Annotated in this window: 13 protein-coding genes; 12 read left to right on the plus strand and 1 reads right to left on the minus strand. The window is 48.3% G+C overall.

Annotated elements, in window-relative coordinates; translation table 11 throughout:
- Window positions 1-46: 46 nt before the first annotated feature.
- From C3V36_08705 to C3V36_08735, 7 genes are all read left to right on the plus strand, one after another.
- Complete coding sequence (locus C3V36_08705) at window positions 47-2,452, plus strand: ATP-dependent Clp protease ATP-binding subunit ClpC (protein ID AVM69317.1); 2,406 nt, start codon at window positions 47-49, stop codon at window positions 2,450-2,452.
- A 9-nt stretch (window positions 2,453-2,461) separates the two neighbouring features.
- Window positions 2,462-2,866, plus strand: coding sequence for an endosialidase (locus tag C3V36_08710; protein ID AVM69318.1), 405 nt, complete (start codon window positions 2,462-2,464; stop codon window positions 2,864-2,866).
- 1 nt (window position 2,867) lies between these two features.
- On the plus strand, window positions 2,868-4,247 hold the full coding sequence (locus tag C3V36_08715; GenBank protein ID AVM69319.1) for a DNA repair protein RadA: 1,380 nt from the start codon (window positions 2,868-2,870) through the stop codon (window positions 4,245-4,247).
- Window positions 4,248-4,459: 212 nt separating this feature from the next.
- Window positions 4,460-5,308 carry a DegV family protein gene (locus C3V36_08720; protein AVM69320.1) on the plus strand — a complete coding sequence of 283 codons (849 nt, stop codon included), beginning with the start codon at window positions 4,460-4,462 and terminating at the stop codon, window positions 5,306-5,308.
- A 20-nt stretch (window positions 5,309-5,328) separates the two neighbouring features.
- Window positions 5,329-6,201, plus strand: coding sequence for a hypothetical protein (locus C3V36_08725; protein AVM69321.1), 873 nt, complete (start codon window positions 5,329-5,331; stop codon window positions 6,199-6,201).
- 239 nt (window positions 6,202-6,440) lie between these two features.
- Complete coding sequence (locus tag C3V36_08730; protein AVM70489.1) at window positions 6,441-8,843, plus strand: leucine--tRNA ligase; 2,403 nt, start codon at window positions 6,441-6,443, stop codon at window positions 8,841-8,843.
- Between the two features lie 102 nt (window positions 8,844-8,945).
- Window positions 8,946-10,100 carry an isocitrate dehydrogenase gene (locus tag C3V36_08735; protein ID AVM69322.1) on the plus strand — a complete coding sequence of 385 codons (1,155 nt, stop codon included), beginning with the start codon at window positions 8,946-8,948 and terminating at the stop codon, window positions 10,098-10,100.
- Here the strand turns inward: C3V36_08735 and C3V36_08740 are convergent.
- Window positions 10,081-11,889: a heparinase gene (locus C3V36_08740; protein ID AVM70490.1), complete on the minus strand. Its 1,809-nt coding sequence runs from the start codon at window positions 11,887-11,889 to the stop codon at window positions 10,081-10,083. The two genes, C3V36_08735 and C3V36_08740, sit on opposite strands and share 20 nt — an antisense overlap.
- A gap of 246 nt (window positions 11,890-12,135) precedes the next feature.
- Here C3V36_08740 and C3V36_08745 point away from each other — a divergent pair, with 246 nt between their 5' ends.
- The 5 genes from C3V36_08745 (at window position 12,136) to C3V36_08765 (ending at window position 20,101) form a co-directional block, all read left to right on the plus strand.
- Window positions 12,136-12,423, plus strand: coding sequence for a hypothetical protein (locus C3V36_08745; GenBank protein ID AVM69323.1), 288 nt, complete (start codon window positions 12,136-12,138; stop codon window positions 12,421-12,423).
- A 201-nt stretch (window positions 12,424-12,624) separates the two neighbouring features.
- Complete coding sequence (locus tag C3V36_08750) at window positions 12,625-14,814, plus strand: hypothetical protein (protein ID AVM69324.1); 2,190 nt, start codon at window positions 12,625-12,627, stop codon at window positions 14,812-14,814.
- Window positions 14,815-15,193: 379 nt separating this feature from the next.
- On the plus strand, window positions 15,194-15,865 hold the full coding sequence (locus tag C3V36_08755; protein ID AVM69325.1) for a DUF1961 domain-containing protein: 672 nt from the start codon (window positions 15,194-15,196) through the stop codon (window positions 15,863-15,865).
- A 62-nt stretch (window positions 15,866-15,927) separates the two neighbouring features.
- The gene (locus C3V36_08760; GenBank protein AVM69326.1) at window positions 15,928-18,462 is read left to right on the plus strand and encodes a hypothetical protein; all 2,535 of its coding nucleotides are present in this window, start codon (window positions 15,928-15,930) and stop codon (window positions 18,460-18,462) included.
- 64 nt (window positions 18,463-18,526) lie between these two features.
- Window positions 18,527-20,101 carry an ABC transporter substrate-binding protein gene (locus C3V36_08765; protein AVM70491.1) on the plus strand — a complete coding sequence of 525 codons (1,575 nt, stop codon included), beginning with the start codon at window positions 18,527-18,529 and terminating at the stop codon, window positions 20,099-20,101.
- Window position 20,102 lies beyond the last annotated feature (1 nt).

Consider the following 20,102-nt stretch of genomic DNA (forward strand, 5'->3'; position numbering starts at 1 on the left):
GCCGGTGCGCCGGATGGAATAAACGGAAAAACAGGAGGAAAGTTCCTTGAAAGAATTGACATTAAAAGCCCGGGAGGCTTTGGAACATGCCGCCGCGGCGGCGCAGAATTTGAGCAGCGGCCAAATCGGCACGGAGCATATTCTGCTGGGGCTTTTGCACAGCGCCAATTTAGCCTCGGAGGTGCTGGAAGCGCATAATTTAACCTATGGCGCAGTATCGGAAAAATTAAAAGAAATGAAGCGAAAGGAGCCGGTTGTCCGCAAGGAAGCCAAGGGCTATACGCCGGGCGCAGAGCGGGTGCTGGCGGGAGCGGCAGAGGTTGCCGCCAAAATGAAAAGCCAGCAGACGGGTACGGAGCATATTTTAATCGCCATTTTACAGGATGCTGACAGCATGGGCAGCCGGATGCTTGACCTTTTGGGTGTGTCCGGCACCAATGTCTATCAGGCCCTTTTAAAATCAATCGGTCAGGATTACCGCAGCCAAAAATTAAAATATACCCGCGATAAAAAAGAGGGCGGCGTGTTGGAAAAATATGCCAAAGACTTAACGGAAGAAGCCAGGGCTAAAGTTTTTGATCCGATTATCGGCCGTCGCCGGGAAATCAACAGGCTGATTCAAATTTTAAGCCGCCGGACCAAAAACAATCCCTGTTTAGTCGGCGGGCCGGGTGTAGGCAAAACCGCTATTGTGGAGGGCTTGGCGCAGCGGATTGCCGCCGGAGAAGTGCCGGATAATCTGAAAAAGAAAAGATTGATGGCCTTAAATCTGTCCTCAATGGTGGCCGGGTCAAAGTACCGGGGCGAGTTTGAGGAGCGGATTCGGGCAGTACTGGAAGAAGTGATGAGCAGCGGTCAGATTATTCTGTTTATTGACGAGATTCATACCATGATTGGGGCGGGCGGTGCGGAAGGCTCTCTGGATGCAGCCAATATTTTAAAACCGCAGCTGGCCAGAGGAAATCTGCAAGTTATCGGCGCTACCACGCAGGAGGAATACCGGAAATATTTTGAAAAGGACGGGGCACTGGAAAGACGCTTTCAGCCAATCCATGTCGAGGAACCGACGGAAGAAGAAACGATTCAGATTTTGCGTGAGTTAAAGCCGATTTATGAAGAGTTTCATCAGGTCAGCATTACCGATGAGGCGCTGATCGATGCAGTCCGGTTGTCGGTTCGCTATATTTCCGACCGGCTACTGCCGGATAAAGCAATTGATGTTTTGGACGAGGCGGCTTCCAAGACCAAAATGGGGCGCTGGGAGCTGCTGCCGGAAACGGGCGGACGGGAAATCCGCAAATGGCAGGCGGAAAGAGCCGAAGCACTGAGACAAGGGGATTTGCCGTTGGTGAAAATGCTGCAGCGCAAGTTGGAGCGGAAAAAAGAAGGGCTGAAGCAAAGCGGCGATGGCAGCTATGTGGTGGATAAAGAACGGATTGCCGAGGTAGTGTCAGACTGGTCAGGCATTCCCGTTAAGCAGCTAAGCGAAGAGGAAAGCGAGCGGCTGCGGCATTTGGAAGAGCGTTTAAAGCAAAAGATTATCGGTCAGGATGAAGCGGTGGAAGCGGTCAGCCGGGCAATCAAAAGAGGCCGGGTCGGGGTCAAAGATCCGGCGAAACCGGTTGGTTCGTTTATGTTTTTAGGGCCGACCGGTGTAGGTAAGACGGAACTGTCCAAGGCTTTAGCCGAGATTTTATTCGGGGATAAAAATATGCTGATTCGGGTTGATATGTCCGAATACATGGAAAAGCACAGTGTGGCCAAGTTTATCGGCTCGCCGCCCGGTTATGTCGGGCATGAGGACGGCGGTCAGCTCAGTGAAAAAATCCGGCAGAAGCCTTATTCCATCATCTTATTTGACGAGATTGAAAAGGCTCATCCCGATGTGTTCAATATTTTGCTGCAGGTGCTGGATGACGGGCATATTACCGATTCGCACGGCCGCCGGGTTGATTTCAAAAATACAATCATTATTATGACATCGAACTTAGGTGCGCAAAATCTGGTCAATCAAAATTCACTCGGTTTTCAGACGACGGAGAACCGGGAACAGGATCATAAGGCCATGAAGAAGAAAGTCATGGACGAGGTCAAGCGCCTGTTCCGGCCGGAGTTTATTAACCGTCTGGATGAGTTGATTGTTTTTCACAGCTTATCCGAGGACGATATTAAACGCATTGTCGGTTTGCTGTTTGAAGATTTGGCGAAGCGGCTTTCGGCCGCCCGGGGGATTTTCCTGCGTCTGACCCCGACAGCGGTCAGCTTTATCGCCCGGAAAGGCTATAATAAAAGTTACGGAGCCAGACCGATTAAGCGGGCGATACAGGAACATATTGAAGATGAACTGGCCAATCAGATCTTAGAGGGCCGGATCAAAGCGGGCGATACCGTCAGTATCCGGGCTGTCAAAGAGAAGTTGACCTTTACGATAAAACAAGGAAAAGAAAATTAGGAGGACAAAATGAAACTGGAAAAATTGATCTCGGCGGCTAAGGGTTTACTTAATTTCGGCGATTGTGAGAGTGTCGAAAAGCAAAAGCAGGAGGGCTTTGAATTAGACGGAAACATTTATAACATCAAAAGCCATAAGGAGATCACCCGACTGGAAAAGAATTCGTATCTTTTATATGAATCGGTGCCGGGAACGGTGGTAACGGATTTTTGTGTCGGAGCGAGTGAAGTGACATTTACGGTTAACGGAGTGGAGCCGGTGCAGGTTACGCTGGGCCTGGAGCCGGACGCAGAATACCGGCTGCTGATCAATTCAACTCAGGTTGGTAAAGTCAATGCCAATCATTCCGGCAAGATTAGCTTTAGTTTGAGCTTTGATGCCGGCGCACAAAAGATTAAAATGGAAAAGAAATAAGATGGCCAAGGAAAAAGCGGCTAAATCGGTTTTTTTCTGCAGCGAATGCGGCAATGAAAGTCCTAAATGGCTGGGTAAATGTCCGGCTTGCGGCGTCTGGAACAGCTATGTGGAAGAGCCGAAGGCAAGGGAAAAAGGGGTCTCAGGGCCGGTCAGACGGAATCTGCTGCCGGAAGCCGCCCGGCCGGAAAAGCTGAAAGATATTTCACTGAGCGAAGAAATCCGGATCAGTACCGGCTTGCAGGAACTCGACCGGGTTCTGGGCGGCGGCGTGGTGGAAGGTTCGGTTATCTTGATCGGCGGCGATCCGGGCATCGGCAAAAGTACTTTGCTCTTGCAGATTTGTCAAAGGCTCGGCCATCAGGATAAAAAAATCTTATATGTGTCCGGTGAAGAAGCACTTCGCCAGATTAAGCTGCGGGCTGACCGTTTGGGCGTGAATGAGGAAAATTTGCTGATTTATTCGGAAGTGGGTTTTGACGCGATTGCTGATACCATTGCTCAGGAGAAACCGGATATTTTGATGCTGGATTCCATTCAAACGATTTATCAGCCGGAAATCAGTTCGGCGGCAGGTTCTATTAGCCAAGTGCGGGAAGTGACGGCCGAACTGGTGCGACTGGCCAAAACAACGGGCATGGCGGTTTTTATCGTTGGTCATGTTACCAAGGAAGGCCTGATTGCAGGCCCGCGGGTGCTGGAGCATATGGTGGATACGGTTCTTTATTTTGAAGGCGATAAAAATGCCGCTTACCGCTTGCTGCGGGCGGTTAAAAACCGGTTCGGCGCGACCAATGAAGTCGGCATCTTTGAAATGAAGCAAACCGGTTTACAGGAAGTCCTGAATCCATCCGAATATATGCTGAACGGCCGGCCGGTGAATGAATATGGCTCGGTGGCTGCCTGCGTGATGGAAGGTACCCGGCCGCTGATTATTGAAGTACAGGCGTTGCTGGCGGGGATGGCCTTTAATATTGCCCGCCGGACGGTAACCGGTTATGATTATAACCGGCTGCTGATGCTGTTGGCGGTTTTAGAGCGCAAGGGCGGCTTGAAGCTGAATATGCTGGACTGCTTTGTCAATTTAGCCGGCGGTTTAAAGGTCGATGAAACGGCCGTTGATCTGGGTGTAGCTACGGCGATTTATTCGGCTTATTTGGAGATCCCGCTGCCGCAGCCGGTGCTGGTCATGGGTGAGGTTGGTTTGACCGGTGAAATCCGGGGGATTCCCTTTGGCGAACAAAGGATTAAGGAAGCAAAAAAGCTGGGCTTTGAAAAGGTGATTATTCCGCAGGCTAATCTTACCAAGTCAAATGCGGATAAAAGCATAGAACTGATCGGCATCAGGCATATTAAACAGTTAAAAGAACTTTTGTTTTAAGCAGCTGATTCAGTTGTTAGGCGGGTCATATTTTGACTGCGGCCGGTAGGAAAATCGAGCTGTTAAATAAGGCCGGTGTCAGAAGTATAAAACAGGTATTCCGGATCGGACAGGCATGTGCAGTTTGTCGAGATAAATGCGGATGTTAAGCCGATAGATATTTATGCTTGCCAGAACCGGAAAACAAATATATAAGTGGAAAGGAACCAGAGATGATTAAATTGATAGTGGATTCTTCGGCGGATTGTCCGGATTTTGTAGTTAATGATGAGAGAGTGACAATTTTGCCCTTAAGCATTAACTTTGGCGATAAGGAATATTTTGACCGGAGAACCCTTACTCCGAATGAGTTTTTCGAGAAACTGAAAACCGAAAAAGAAATGCCGAAAACGTCGCAGGTAACACCTGAGGCTTTTATCGGAGAGTTTAAAAAAGAACTGGCAGCCGGCAATCAGGTGGTTTGCCTGACGATTGCGTCAGTGGCCAGCGGCACCTTTCAATCAGCCATGATTGCCAAGGAAGAAGTCGGCGGCGGGGATGATATTTTGCTGATTGATTCCAATATGCTGTGTCTGGGCGAGGCATACCTGGCAATTAAGATTTTAAACTGGATCGGGGAAGGCAAGAGTCTGACAGAGATTGAAGAACTGGCGAAGCCTTACACTAAAAACAAAATTGAGCATTTGTTTTCAGTCGATACTTTGGAGTTTTTAAAACGAGGCGGCCGGATTACCGGAACCAAAGCCTTTGTGGCTGAGCTTTTGGATTTAAAGCCGATTTTGATCGTCGAGGATGGGATGACCAAGCCAATTAGCAAGGTCAGAGGCCGCAAGCGCGTCATTCCCTACTATATTAAACACATGAAAGAAAATCTTGACCGTGAGCAGACCGAGTTTATCTGTCTGGGGCACGGAGCCGATCCGGCGATTGCAAAGCAGCTGGAACAGACCATTCGGGAAGAACTGCAATGGGAAAAGCCGATTTTTATTTCCGAGATTGGGCCGACGATCGGTACACATGCCGGTCCGGGCGTATTTGCGGTCTTTTATGTAAAAAAATAATGATACAATAAGGAGGCAATTTGTTGCGGTGTTTTTTTTCTAATCAAAGAAAGTTTTTGGTATTGGCAGTTTTGCTTTTAGCCATTCTGACGGCCTGCGGCCAGAAAGCAGAGCCGAAAACGGAGCCTGAACCGGCAGAACAGAAAGCGGAAACGGGCAGCGAAGTGAAAACGGATGAAAGTACGGAGGAAGTGATTTCCAAAAGTTTTGTGCCGGTGCCGGTCAAGGATATTACCGAGATAAAGAGAATGAAAGCCTGGCTGGAGTATTTTTATTATAATAATCTGTTTGATAAGGAGTTAAACAATGAGACCGGTGAGATTTCACCGGACGCGATGCTTAGTTTTGCCGTTTCCTATATCATGCAGATGGAAAGTCAGGGTCTGCGCTTTGACACGGATACTTTCCGGCTGTATATTCCCAAAAAACAAATGGAGGAAGTCGTGCTGCGTTTTTTTGACAAAAAGATTGAGGCGCATCATTCCTTGAGTCAGCACGAGATTTTGTTTGAGGACGATAATTATGTAATCAAGGCTGACCTGAGAGAATGGCCGACGCGACTGGATATTTTATCGGTGACGGAAACAGCGCCCAAGGTGTATTCGGCGGTTTTAAACGGCAACAATACCGAGGTCGGTCAAATTGACCATCAGGTTAAGGCCGAGTTTCAACTGGTCAGCGACCGCTATGTGTTAAAGAAATATCAAATGATTACCGATCCGGCCGCTTTTGTCAGCGGCAATCCGATTGATGTCGGCAATCCGCCGGAAGATGAAAGTACGGTCGAAGATTCCGGCAAATATGAAGAAAGCGGCGAGCAGCAGGGAAGTTCCGATAAAACGCCTGCTCCGTCCGAGGGCCAGCCAGAGCAGCCGGCAAATCCTGCACCGTAAGGCGCTGCATACACGCCATTCAGCGCCGGCGAAAGCAAGGTGCGGGTACGAAAGAACAGGTGTATTTTGGCAGCAGGCAAGGTATTTTGCACAAAGGATCAGAACAAAAAAAGGAATTTTAACAGAGAAACGTGAGGGCGTTTCGATCAGAGGAAAGCGGAGTTAAAAACTGTTTTAGAAAACAGGGAAAAATGAAGCGAAAGATTGAAGCAATATCAGAAAAGGAAAAGGGGCAAATCATGAAATATGAACATCGAAGCATAGAAGCTAAATGGAGAAAACATTGGCAGGAAAATCCAATCAATCAGCCGGGAGCGGGCAAGAAAAAATATTATTGCCTGGATATGTTTCCCTATCCGTCCGGCAGCGGACTGCATGTCGGGCATTGGCGGGGATATGTCTTAAGTGACGCCTGGAGCCGTTATAAGGTGCTGCAGGGCTATCATGTCCTGCATCCGATGGGCTGGGACGCTTTCGGACTGCCGGCAGAGAATTATGCAATTCAGCAGGGAGAACATCCGGCAGTCAGTACGGCGGCCAATATTGCCAATTTTAAAAAGCAGCTCCATGATATCAGCGCGATTTATGATTGGGAAAAAGAAGTCAATACGACCGATCCTGACTACTATCGCTGGACACAATGGATTTTTGCCAAGATGTTCGAGGCGGGTTTAGCCTATGAAAAGGAAATGCCGATTAACTGGTGTCCGTCGTGCAAAACGGGTCTGGCTAATGAGGAAGTAAAAGAGGGCCGGTGCGACCGCTGTGGCATGGAAGTAACCAAAAAAAATCTGCGTCAGTGGATGCTGAAGATTACCGCTTACGCCGAGCGGCTGCTGCAGGATTTGGACAAGCTGGATTGGCCGGAGAAGGTAAAAAAGATGCAGGCCGATTGGATTGGCAAGAGCTTCGGTGCGGAAGTGGATTTTCAGATTGAGGGCCGCGAGCAGAAAATAAAGGTCTTTACTACTCGGCCGGATACGCTGTACGGCGCGACCTTTATGGTTTTGGCGCCGGAACATGCTTTGGCTCAAAGCCTTGCCACCGAGGACAACCAAGCGGCTGTTGAGAAATATATTTTTGAAACTTCCATGCGTTCGTCGGTTGACCGGATGCAGGGCAAGGAAAAAACCGGCGTATTTACCGGCAGCTATGCGCTTAATCCGTTCAGCGGCGAGAAGATGCCAATCTGGCTGTCGGATTATGTTCTGGCTGATTACGGCACGGGCGCAATCATGTGTGTACCGGCCCATGATGAACGGGACTTTGAGTTCGCCAAAAAGTTTGGCCTGAAAATTACCCCGGTTATTGCTAAAAGCGGTCAGGCCGAGGAATTGCAGGCCGCCTATATCGAGCCGGGCATCATGATTAATTCCGGTCAGTTTAACGGCCTGGATTCGGAAGAAGCCAAAGCGGTTATTTCTGATTATGTCGAGCAGCAAGGCATCGGCAAAAAGACGATTAACTATAAGCTGCGGGACTGGGTATTTTCGCGGCAGCGCTATTGGGGCGAGCCGATTCCGATTGTGCATTGCGCCAAATGCGGTGCGGTAGCCGTGCCGGAAACCGAGCTGCCGGTGCGTCTGCCCGAGGTCAGCTCTTATGAGCCGACCGGTACCGGCGAATCACCGCTGGCAGCGATTGAGGAATGGGTTAACACCACCTGTCCCAAATGCGGCGGGCCGGCCAAAAGAGAAACCAATACCATGCCGCAGTGGGCGGGGTCGTCTTGGTATTTTCTGCGCTATCCTGATCCGAAAAATGATAAGGCATTGGCAGACCCGGCCATTTTAAAGGAATGGCTGCCGGTTGATATGTATGTCGGCGGGATTGAGCATGCGGTTTTGCACCTGTTGTATTCCCGCTTTTATACCAAGTTTTTATATGATATCAAGGCAGTTGACTTTGAAGAACCGTTTACGCGCCTGTTCAATCAGGGTATGATTGGCCGGAATGGTGTTAAAATGAGTAAATCCAAGGGCAATGTGGTTTCGCCCGATGAATTGGTTGAGAATTACGGCAGTGATTCCCTGCGGATGTATGAATTATTTGTCGGCCCGCCGGAGCTGGATGCCGAGTGGGATGACAAAGGCATTGACGGTGTATACCGCTTTTTAAATAAGCTGTGGAACTTAATCAGTGCCAATATCGGCAAATCCGGCCGGGAAACCAAAGAGAGCTTAAAACTGCGGCATCAGCTGACTTATGAAATTACCGAGCGGCTGAATGCCTTTCGGCTGAATACGGTGGTCAGCAGCTTTATGGAGTTTACCAATAAATTAAATGAGTATGCCAAAAAAGAAGCCTTGGATCAAAGGACGATGGAAACACTGCTGATTTTATTGTCGCCGTTTGCGCCGCATATCGCCGAGGAGCTGTGGGAGCAGTTAGGCCATAAAACCTCGATTTTTGAGGAAAGCTGGCCGGAATACGAAGCCGAGCATATGAAGGAAGAAGTGCTGAATATTCCGATTCAAATTAACGGCAAGATGAGAGGAATGGTGGAAGTAGCGGCGAGCGCATCCAAGGAGGAAGTGCTGGAGCAGGCCAGACAAGCGGTCGCCGGACGGCTGACCGGGGTTTCTCTGGTCAAAGAGATTTATGTGCCGGGTAAGATTGTAAACCTGGTTGTGAAGGAATAACTTAATTTGACGGCAAAAGCCGCGGCGTTGCTGACTGATTTATGAAAACTGCCGGTTGACCGGCTGCAGAGGCGGTCGCCGGCGGCAAGGGAGAAAGGGAAAATGGATTACAGCAGGCATTTTGAAGAATTGGTAAAGGAACAATTAGCCCGGGTAGAGCGGATAAAAAATGATCATACCATGATTGATTATTCGGCCTTATCCCCGGTTATCATCGGCGTAATCGGCGGCGACGGTATTGGCCCGGCGATTACGGCAGTCGCCCGGCAGCTGCTGGAATATTCCTTAAAGGACGAAATTGCAGCCGGCAAGGTGGAAATTCGGACGATTGAGGGCCTGACTATTGAAAATCGGGCCAAAGAAAATGCCGCCATTCCGGCGGCGGTCCTGGCGGAAATCAAGCAGTGTCATGTGCTGCTCAAAGGCCCGACTACCACGCCTCGAGCCGGTGATGGCTATCCCAATGTCGAATCGGCCAATGTGGCGATGCGTAAGGAGCTGGATTTATTTGCCAATGTCCGACCGGTCAGTGTACCGGAGGAGGGGATTGACTGGACTTTCTTTCGGGAAAATACCGAGGGTGCTTATGTCTTAGGCAGCAAGGGGATTGAGATTACCGAGGATTTGGCCTTTGACTTTAAGGTTATTACCAGTCCCGGAGCCGAGCGGATTGCCAGGGCGGCGTTTGATTTTGCCCGCCGAAACGGCAAAAAAAAGGTAACTGCCGTCACCAAAGCTAATGTCATAAAAACGACGGACGGCAAGTTTTTGCAAATTTGTCAGGAAGTGGCCAAGGAATATCCGGAAATTGAGTTTGATGACTGGTATATTGATATTATGACGGCCAAGCTGATTGATCCCAAGCGGCGGACGGATTTTCAGGTGTTTGTCCTGCCGAATCTGTACGGTGATATTTTAACCGATGAAGCGGCGGAGTTTCAGGGCGGGGTCGGAACGGCCGGCTCGGCTAATATCGGTAACCGCTACGCCATGTTTGAGGCCATTCACGGTTCCGCTCCCCGAATGGTGGCTGAGGGCCGGGACAAGTATGCCGATCCGTCGTCGATTATTCGGGCGGCAGCCATGCTGCTGGCGCATATCGGCTATGCCGATCGGGCAGCGGCGATCGTTCAGGCGCTGGAGGCGGCGGCCAAAGAGCCGAAATGCCGCCTGACCGGCCGAGCAGGCGGTATGACCGGTCAGGAATACGGTCAGTTTTTAATGGAGCATTTGCAGACTAACAAATCGTCATTTTAAAATCGGAGCCGGTCATCTTTAGGCGCAGGCGATAGAGGTCGTGATCCCAGGACCACTTTAGCCGGGCATCGGTGATGGCCAGGGTTTCCAGGGCGAAAAACTCGGCGCCTTCAGTCAAAACCTCACAGTTTTGGCCGATTTGCAGCCGGCCGGGAGCGGTCAGCACCGGTTTTTCATAGGTGATAAAGTTTAAGATAACATTTTCGGCATTGGTGTGATCGTGCAGATCAACCGTGCCGATTTCTTTATTTAAGACCATTTCCCGGGTATAGGAAATCGCTTCCGGCAGAGAATAGGCGGTGGCCAATTCCATTGAGATAGCGGGCGCGGCCGCATCCGGCCGGGCAAGGACATGGCTGGCCTGAAACTCTTTGCCGGCCTGCTGCTGCTGGCCGTTAATGGTCGGCAGATTATGATAATCGCTTTGCATTGTCCAGATTTCATAGCGCTCGGCAGAAAAGGTTTTTTTGGTATAAGTTTCAACGCCGATATCGGCAAAAAGCGGCTGCCCGTCCTTATATAGGATAAAGCTGCCGGTATCGTTGTGATTATGGCTGTCGCCGTTGCCGCCGGCCTTGACGGCCAGAGCCAGGCTGCTGCTGCGGGCAATCAATAAACCGGTGCTGGGATAAAAAATATCATCGCAGGCGACGGGCCGGCTGGTATCAAACCGCATAATTTCCGAATAGTGAAACACCGTTTGCAGCAGATAATAAAGATTGATATGCGGCTCCTGACCGGCAAATAAATCCTGCGCTCCGGCCTGAAAATCCTGCGCAGCAAACAGCATCAAATTCGGCAGCCCGGCGGCCCGGCCAAATAAGTATTCTCTGGCGCCGCAGGGGCCGGGAGCGGCTGCGCAGTCAGCAAAGTTAAAGTAATATTTGCCGCTGACATGCACATTTAAAATATAGGCGGCGATATTTTGGATTTTGCTCCAGCGGTACAAGGATTGGAAATGTCCGGCGCTGACCTGATTTAAAATGTCCAAGGCGCCGAATAAAGTCAGGCCGGCATGGCGGTAATAGCCGGCGCCTTCTTCGCAGCAGCCGTCCTCGCCGTAGTCTTTCAAAAAGAAATCGCAGCTTTGGCCGGCTTTGTGAATGCATTGCCGCCGGATGTCATCGGTAAAAGGCGCCAGGAAAACTGTTAGCAGGACATTTTGGGTACACCAGGTCGTCCAGTTGCACATCGGTTCAGTGCCGTGCCCCATCCACCAGAAATGCCGATTCAGGTACGGGCGGATAATCCGGTGATTTAATTCCCGGATGATGCGCGCGCCGATTTGACTGCTGATTTCTTCTAATTTAGTGTGCAGCAAATAAAAAACGCAGGCCAGCAGCGCACCGGTTTCGCAGGCAAAAAGATCCAGCACCGGCGCGGCGGTATCGGGCAACAGGTGAGTAGTAGTATTCCTGATATAGCTGTTATGCGCTGGCAGCTGCCAGGCACTTTCTTCACAAATCGCCCAAATACCGTTAATGATGTCATCCAGGAATCGGCCCTGATCTTCAACACATTCGGCTAAAACTAAAAAGTTTAAAGCCTGACGGCGGGCAAAATAACGGGCCTCAAAATCAGCCCGGTTGCCTCTGCGCTTGAAGCTCATAAAATCGGTGGCCCGCAGCACCGGAAAGTTATAGTTTAAATAGCTTTCCCCCATTTTTAAAATTTGATTTTTCACTTCCGGCGGCAGGGCGGCATAAGCTGTCCGGTCAACGGCAGCGGGAAAAGGAGAAAAGCGTTGCAGCTTTTCGGGTAAAGAATTGACTAATCGGGAAAAACGCATTTCCATATTGATATCCTCCTGATGTTCTTATTTTAATAAACGCTTATTTTTTTAAATCTTACAGAAACATTTTGTCGAAGGCGTTGTTTCGACCGGGATTAAGGGATAACGGATTCCAATACTGGTCAAAGAGCGGTTAAAGACCTTGCCCGGGAAATAGATTTCTACGGAAATTATGAATGTTGGCGGAACAGTAACATTTTTGGCCGAAACAGCCGATGTTAGAATTAGGCAGTAATAAATTAAATGAAAAAGCCAATGCAAGCCAAACTCAAAGATAGGAGATGTCTAATTGGACAAGAAAAGTTTATCACAGATGGCATGGAATGTAAATCTAAACATATGTTTACAAAATCTAAAAACAGAGGGATGAATATGACAGACAGAAATCAAAAATATATAAATACAGCAAAGGTTGAGGAAATACCTTGGCACCGGCTGACGACATCTTATGGCAGAGCAACCTTATTTCCTCAATATTTTAAAGTGCTGGAAACGATGCAGGATACGGATATTATTCTTTTGAGGTTTTAAAAACATATCGGGAAGAACTTGCAAAATTGAAAGATACGGAATTTGCCGATTTTGATTAACTGCCATACTTGCTTACCTGAACGCAAAAAACAACTATAAATTTTTCGCGACTTATGATATACTGGTATACAGTAAGAGCGTGAGCACGAACCGCTGCCAAAGGGTATTTGGCGGATATCTAAGCGAAATAAGGGGGTTGGTTTGAAAAGAGCATGGGGTTATCAATCGATTTTTAAATATTTTATTTTACTATCCTGTCTGCCGTTGATTATTATTTCCATCGGTGTATTTTTGGTGACCAATTATACGATTCGGGAGCGTCTTTTAGAAGAGCAGATCAGGATTGTGGAGAATCAAAACTACCGTTTCCATGAGCAGATTACGCAGCTGGAACTGGAATTTCGCTATTTTGGCTATGAACTGCAAAAAAAGGTAAGCGAAATTCAGAGTGTGGATTATGAAAACAGCCGGCGAATCAATGAAGTGGCTGGTTCGCTTTTTTATTTTACCAACAGCAATCTTTTGGTGACCAGCGCGGAAGCACTGCTGACCGGAATTGAACAAAATGATTTTTACGCGGCGATCGGCGAGCAGGGCAGCTTTTATAAAAAAAGAGAAGGTGAATATGCCCTGTTTGACCAAGGGATCGCGGCCGGAGGCTGGCTTGAATACTCCGGCCAAATTTATTTTGTACAAAAATTGAACGTCAATTCTTATTTGCAGGTCAAACTGAACATCGCGGAATTAAAAAAACTATTGTTTTCCGAAAGCGAAAATTCCTATACCGCCTTTTTATTTGACGGCCAAAAAATTATCAGCAGCGATGACGGGGCCGACCGGTACGATAGTTTGACGGATTCGGCTGCGGCTCAGGCTTTTAATCAAAAAAACAGAGGGCGGCACGCGGTCTTAAATACCGGCCGGCATTTGTTGTCCGAATGGAAGATCCTGACGGTTTTAGATATGGAGAGTGCTTTTCGGCCACTGATTCTGTATTTTAAGATTGTATTTTTTATGATTTTGGGTTTGCTCCTGGTGATGCTGGCGATAGAAGGGCTTCTTTATACCCGTTTTTCCGGCTATGTCAAAACAATTTTAAGAAGCATGTTCGGCAGTGATGAGTTGGGGCAGACCGGTGAACTGGAGCTGATGCAGGCCAAATGGACATCCATTGTGCAAGATAAATCTTCTTTGCAGGGGGAGTTATTGACTAAAAATCAAAGACTGATTTCTTCCTTATTGCAGCAATTAGTGAATGGGCGAAGCAGCCGGTATATTGATAGCATTGCCAAGGAGATTGAAAAACTGGGATTTCCTGCGGCGGAGGGTTTTCAGATTTTAAACTTGACCCTGACTGAGCAAATTGGCCGGCCGGGGACGCATGTCTTTGCCGGTGAGGGACTCCAGCCGCTGTCGGAAGCGCTTCAGCCGATTCTGGCGGAGCTTTTGCCGGAGACGGAATATTTTATTTTGGCGCAGGGCCACTATTCGGTCTTTATTCTGATTGCCGGTCAGACTAAGAAGCTTGCTCAGGAACGGCTGGCGGAGCGGATTAATACCGCACTCAACCGCTATGTGACGGTGATCAGTCATGATAAAAAAGTACAGTTAAATGAGCTGTATGAGGAAGCGGCCACACTGCTGGCGTACCGGACGTATCAAAAGCTGATTTTGGCTAACCAATTTATTGAAGTCAGCAGCTTTGACCCGGCTAAGCTGGAGTATCACCCGTCAATTGCCGACGTATATTTGAACTCTTTGCTGTCGGCTTTTGAAAGCGAAGATTTGAAAACCATTGAAGTTCAGTACTTTCGCTGGATTGAAAGCTTAGCGGAAAATTATCGTTATCAGTTTATGATTATGCAGGAAGTTCAAGTCTTTTACGAAAAATTAAAGCTGCTGCTGCGTACAAACAAGCTGAACTTGACGGAACTGGAGGATTATTATGATATTTCCCGCAGTTTGATTGGTCAAGTCAGTATTGAGTCAATCGGCGATATGATTTGGGAGCGGCTGCTGATTCCCTGTTATTCTTTATATGCCGAGGAAAAAGGACAAAGGATTGAAAACTCGGTGCAGCTGTTGATTGAAAATATCAATCAAAATTATCAGGATCAATATTTATCGCTGGATCAGCAGGCGGACGAGCTGAATATTCCGGTGGCTAATCTGAGCCGCTGGTTTAAAAATGTGGTCGGTGTCAGCTATATTGATTATTTAACCAAAATTCGAATGGAACAGGCGGTCAAGCTCCTGATTACGACCGAGGAGCCGGTTAAACAGGTGGCGGTTCGGGTCGGCTATGAACCGACCTATTTCAGCCGGATTTTCAAAAAGCAGTACGGTGTTACGCCGGGAACATATCGGCAGGAAAACCAGTCGGCGGAGTAAATCGCGGAGATTAGTAAGGCATTCCGCAAGCTGCCAATTAAAAAGAGTATTCGGACCAATAGGGAAAAATAAAGTTTTTCAATGCTCAAGGCAAGGCGCTTTGAGTATTTTTTTGCAGTTTGGCAGGAAAAAAGAAATGATTTTTGGTCGGTTGAGTTCATAGGGCGCAAGACATTATGAACAAAACAAGGCAAAAAAAATATGAAATATGACGATTGTAAGGGATTGGACTTTTTTGCAGAACAAAAAAACAGTGTATTATCAACGGTTTTTAGAAAAAATTCCAATTGAATTTAATGAAATAGAGCAATAAAATAGGTGATGAAAAGGAAGCATTGAATCATACAGCAGCATATTGGATAGCGCGAAGGGAGAACCCATGAAAGAGTTAAAGGAAATTTATTTCAATTCTCTTTGTCAAAAAAATGCCATTCAGGATTGGGTGGCGGAAGGCAATATTTTAATAGAAGAAAATGAGGCTGGGATTATTTTAGCAAACGGTGATGATGAAAGTCTGGGTGACCACGCGCACTGGACGATCTGGCTGCCGCAGAAGTTTCCGGACAATCTGCAAATTGAATGGGAGTTTTTTCCGCTGAGAGAGCCGGGCTTATGTATGACATTTTTTTCGGCGCTCGGCCGTCGGGGGGAAAGTATTTTTGATGAGAGTTTAGCCAAGCGGACCGGTTATTATCCGCAGTACCATTCAGGCGATATTAATGCTTATCACATTTCTTATTTTCGGCATAAATATGAGTCGGAAAGGCAGTTTCGAACCTGTAATTTAAGGAAGAGTTATGGTTTTCACTTTGCTCACCAAGGTGCCGATCCGCTGCCGCCGACAGAGGATGCCAGAGAGTTTTTCCGGATGAAGATTGTCAAGGATGGCAATCAAATCAGTTTTTCCATTAATGACTTGGACATTTTCTGCTGGACGGATGACGGCGAGACTTTTGGTCCGGTTCTGAAGGAAGGCTATATCGGCTTCCGGCAGATGGCACCGATGAAGGCGCAGTACCGGAACCTGAAAATCTCTCAGATTTTATCATAGATTCGGCTAGAAAGTGAAAGTTTAGTAATAAAACAAATGCAAAGATTATAAAGGAGAAAAAAATGCTGACATGGTTAGGACTTCCCCCGGAGGGGAAAGCGGGGAAAAGCTTCGGCCTGCCGTGGAGTCAGGGCCGGCTGGAGCCAGAGGAACTGGCGGCAAAAGATTTTTATTTGAATGATGTTCCGGTACAGAGCCGGATTATGGCGTACTGGCCGGACGGGAGCGTCAAATGGACGGAACACGCGGCGGTGATAGAAGCGGATGGTACGCGGTTGGAGCTTACGGAAAAGTCAAAGGTTGAAAGTGATGAGTCGGATCTGCTGACGGAAAAGTTTAACGCCTTTTATATTCAATCGGGCCGGATGCGGGTTAAGGTTTCCAAACACAGCAATCGCCGCAATTTAATTGATTATGTTAAGATAAATGAGCAGATCGTTGCCAAAGATTTTCAGTTGATTTTAGGTCTTGATGGCCGGCAGACCCGCTCCTGGGTTGAAAGCCTGACCGTCCGGCAAAATGGGCCGGTGAAAGCGGTGCTGCGTTTAGCCGGCAGATATGTGCCCGCCGAAAGCAGTCTGTTTGGCGGCAGCACCGGGGAAAGCGGCAATCGCTTTGTGATTTACCTGACAGTTTATAAAGAGCTGAACCAGATTGAGGTTTCACATACTCTGGAAATCGGCCGGGTGGAAAAACTGCAAAGTGTCGGCCTAAGCTATAAGGTTGAATTAAAGGGCGAGTTGTGGAACCGCTTTATCGGCCTACCCAATCAGGAAAATGTTTATTTTGAAGCGGCTCAGTCCCTACTGTCGCGGCGCCACATGAAAAATAACACCGAATATGCCCGGCAGGTGGAAGGGAAGATCACCCAGCCGGAGGAAAATACCGATTTTCCGCAGTTATTGGCGCATGCTAAAGAAAATGCCGTTTGGGACAGCTTTAGTCTGTATCAGGCAGCGCATAATGCCTTTGAACTTACTAAGGGGACACGCAGCGGGCTAGCCCGGATTAAGATCGGCGACGGACAGCATAGCGATGGAGTGCTTTATGTAGGTGGAGCGTCCGGTGGAACGGCAGTTAGCGTCGATAAGTTCTGGCAAAAATATCCGGCAGAGTTGGAAGTATCGGGCCTGAGCAGGGAAGAAGCCGAGGTTCGGGTCTGGTTTTGGAGTCCCAAGGCAGAGCCGATGGATCTGCGCCATTATGACGACCGGGATCATATGCTGAGTGCTTATGAAGGGATGAAGGAAGTACGCTCTACGCCCGAGGGTATTGCCAATACATCATTGCTGCGGCTGGCTTTTTATGACCGGGCTGTCTCGCGGGAAGAGCTCTCGGCTTTTCGCCGGGACAGCTTAGATAATCCCAGAATTGTTTGCCGGCCGGAAGATTATTACACTACCGGTGTGTTTGGCCCGTTCAGTCTGCCGGATATGGAAAAGCATAAAGCCTTGGAAGATAAACTGAACTTTTTCTTTGACTTCTATCAAAGACAGGTCGAGCAGCAGGGCTGGTACGGTTACTGGAATTACGGCGATTTTATGCACACTTATGACCCGTACCGGCATACATGGCTTTATGATTTTGGCGGATATGCCTGGCAAAACACGGAGCTGGTGCCGAATATGTGGCTGTGGCTTTATTTTCTGCGGACTGGCCGCCGGGAAGTATTTGATCTGGCCGAAGCCATGACCCGGCATACATCGGAAGTTGATATATATCACTCCGGTGAATATGAAGGGCTGGGCTCGCGCCATAACGTCATTCATTGGGGCTGTCAGGCCAAGGAAGTTCGGATTTCGATGGCTGGTCTGCATAAATATTACTATTACTTGAGTTGTGACGAGCGCAGCCGGGAAATATTGGAGTCCTTAGCCGAAAATGAAAAGGCGTTTGAAAGATTAGAGCCGCTGCGTGAGTTTTATCACCGCCCCGCTGACCGAATGCCGATCCGAACCGGGCCGGACTGGACGGCACTGGTGTCAAATTGGTTCACTAACTTTGAACTGACGGGTCGGGATAACTTTCTGCGAAACATTGAGCGGGGGATTGAGGACATTTACGCCATGGAAGATAAGCTGCTGTCGGGGCCGACGGTACTGTTTGACGCAAAGACCAAGCAGCTGGAGTACTATGGTACCGGTAATGTCGGTGAATACCATATGGTCATTTCCTTCGGCGCGCCGGAAGTGCTGATTGAGTACGCTGAGGCTAAGGGAAATGATAAACTTCGCCAAATGATCGCTGAGTTTGGCCGGTATTACACTTACACCAATGAGGAAATGCTGGAACGGTCAAACGGCCGTTTGCATGAAAAAAGATTTGCCTGGCGGATGTTTGCGACTACCATGATGGCCTACGCAGCTAAATACTACCAAGATGAGAGCTTAGCGCAAAGAGCCTGGCACTTTCTGCTGGATCCAGAGCTATCCGGTGTGCCGAAAGATCCGGCCGCAACGCTGCGGGCAGTCAACAACTGGAAAACAGTGGAAGAAATGCCGTGGGTTACGACCAATGTGGTTTCACAGTGGTGTCTGAACACCATTATGTGTCTGGAGCTGATCGGCGGCAGCTTACCGTCGGAACGATACTTTTAAATCCAATAAACATGACAAATAAAAGGAGAATAATATGAAGAAAAAGAGCTTTTTGAAAACAGGTATGATACTGGCCATGTGTGTAGCACTTTTGGCAACCGGCTGCGGACAGACTGCGCAGCAGCCGGGCAACGATCAGACCACGGCGCAGGACAATAAAGACACGGGTAAAACCGAAACACCGGTCAAAGAGTTGATTCCGGAAATTAAGATTATGTCGCCGTTCTTAGAGCCGACTGCGCCGGAAGAGGGCAACCTGATCGATGCTAAGCTGGAAGAAATGACCGGCAAGAAAGTAACAGTTTCCTGGGTACCGAACAGCAACTATGAAGACCGGATGAATATTGTTTTGGCTTCCGGCGACCTGCCGCATATCATGGTCGTTACCCAAAAATCCGGCGGCTTTGTAACTTCGGCAAATGCCGGTGCATTCTGGGATTTAACCGATTACTTGGCAGATTATCCGAATCTGGCAAAGGCTGACGCGGCAACCACCCAGAACGCCAGCTTAAACGGCAAGGTCTTTGGCATTTATCGTAAGCGTGACCTGATCCGCTCCTGCGTTGTACTGCGTAAGGACTGGCTGACTAAGCTGGGACTGGAAGAACCGAAGACGGCAGAAGACCTGTATAATATTGCTAAGGCCTTTACCGAGAAGGATCCGGACGGCAACGGCAAGAACGATACGACCGGTATCATTATTCCGCAGTGGCCGGCATCCATCAATACCAACAGTCCGCTGGACGTGATCGTTAACTGGTACGGTGCGGCTAATGCCTGGGGCAAGGACAAGGACGGCAATTTAGCACCCAGCTTTATGCAGGAAGAATATATGCAGGGCTTGGAGTTTATCAAGAAGATGTACGATGAAAAATTGATCAATGCCGACTTTGCCACCCTTTCTTCCAATAACTGGAACGATGAATTCTTAAACGGTCACGGCGGCATCATCATTGATACCTATTCCCGGGGCTTGCAGCTTCAGAAAAAATTAAAAGAAGCCTACCCGGATACTTTCGGTGATATGATCACCATGACCGGAAATCTGGCCAGTGAAAACGGCAGCTTTGCTTTGCCGACAGCCGGCTATGCGGGATTTTTGGTTATCCCCAAAACCAGCGTTAAAACTGAGGAAGAATTAAGAGAAGTATTGAGTTTTATTGACAAAACCAACGAAAAAGATGTTCAAGTCGTGATGAACAATGGTTTGGAAGGTGTTAACTTTGAAGTCAGCGAGGGCTTTTCGCAAAGCATCAACTCGGATTCGGCCGAAACGAAAGCTTTGATCAGCCTGGTTAGATGCTATGCTCAGATTGGTACCAATGTCGGCGGAAATCAATATTATGTAGATAAGCCGGCGACTGATGTGGAAAAGGCAAATTATGAAAAGCAAAAGCAGCAGATGGCAACGGACTCCGGAAAAGCGGTGCATAATCCGGCAGCATCTTTCATCTCGGAAACCTACACCAAGAACGGTGTCCAACTGGACAATATTATTCAGGACGCAAGAATTCAGTTTATTGCCGGTCAGATTGACAAAGCCGGTTTTGAGCAGGCAGTTGAGTTATGGAAGACTTCCGGCGGCAATAAGGTGATTGAAGAAATGAATACCCTTTATAAAGCAACAGGAGAGAAATAAA

The organism is Lachnospiraceae bacterium oral taxon 500 (assembly GCA_002999035.1).
In the GTDB taxonomy this organism is placed as follows: Bacteria; Bacillota; Clostridia; order Lachnospirales; family Vallitaleaceae; genus W11650.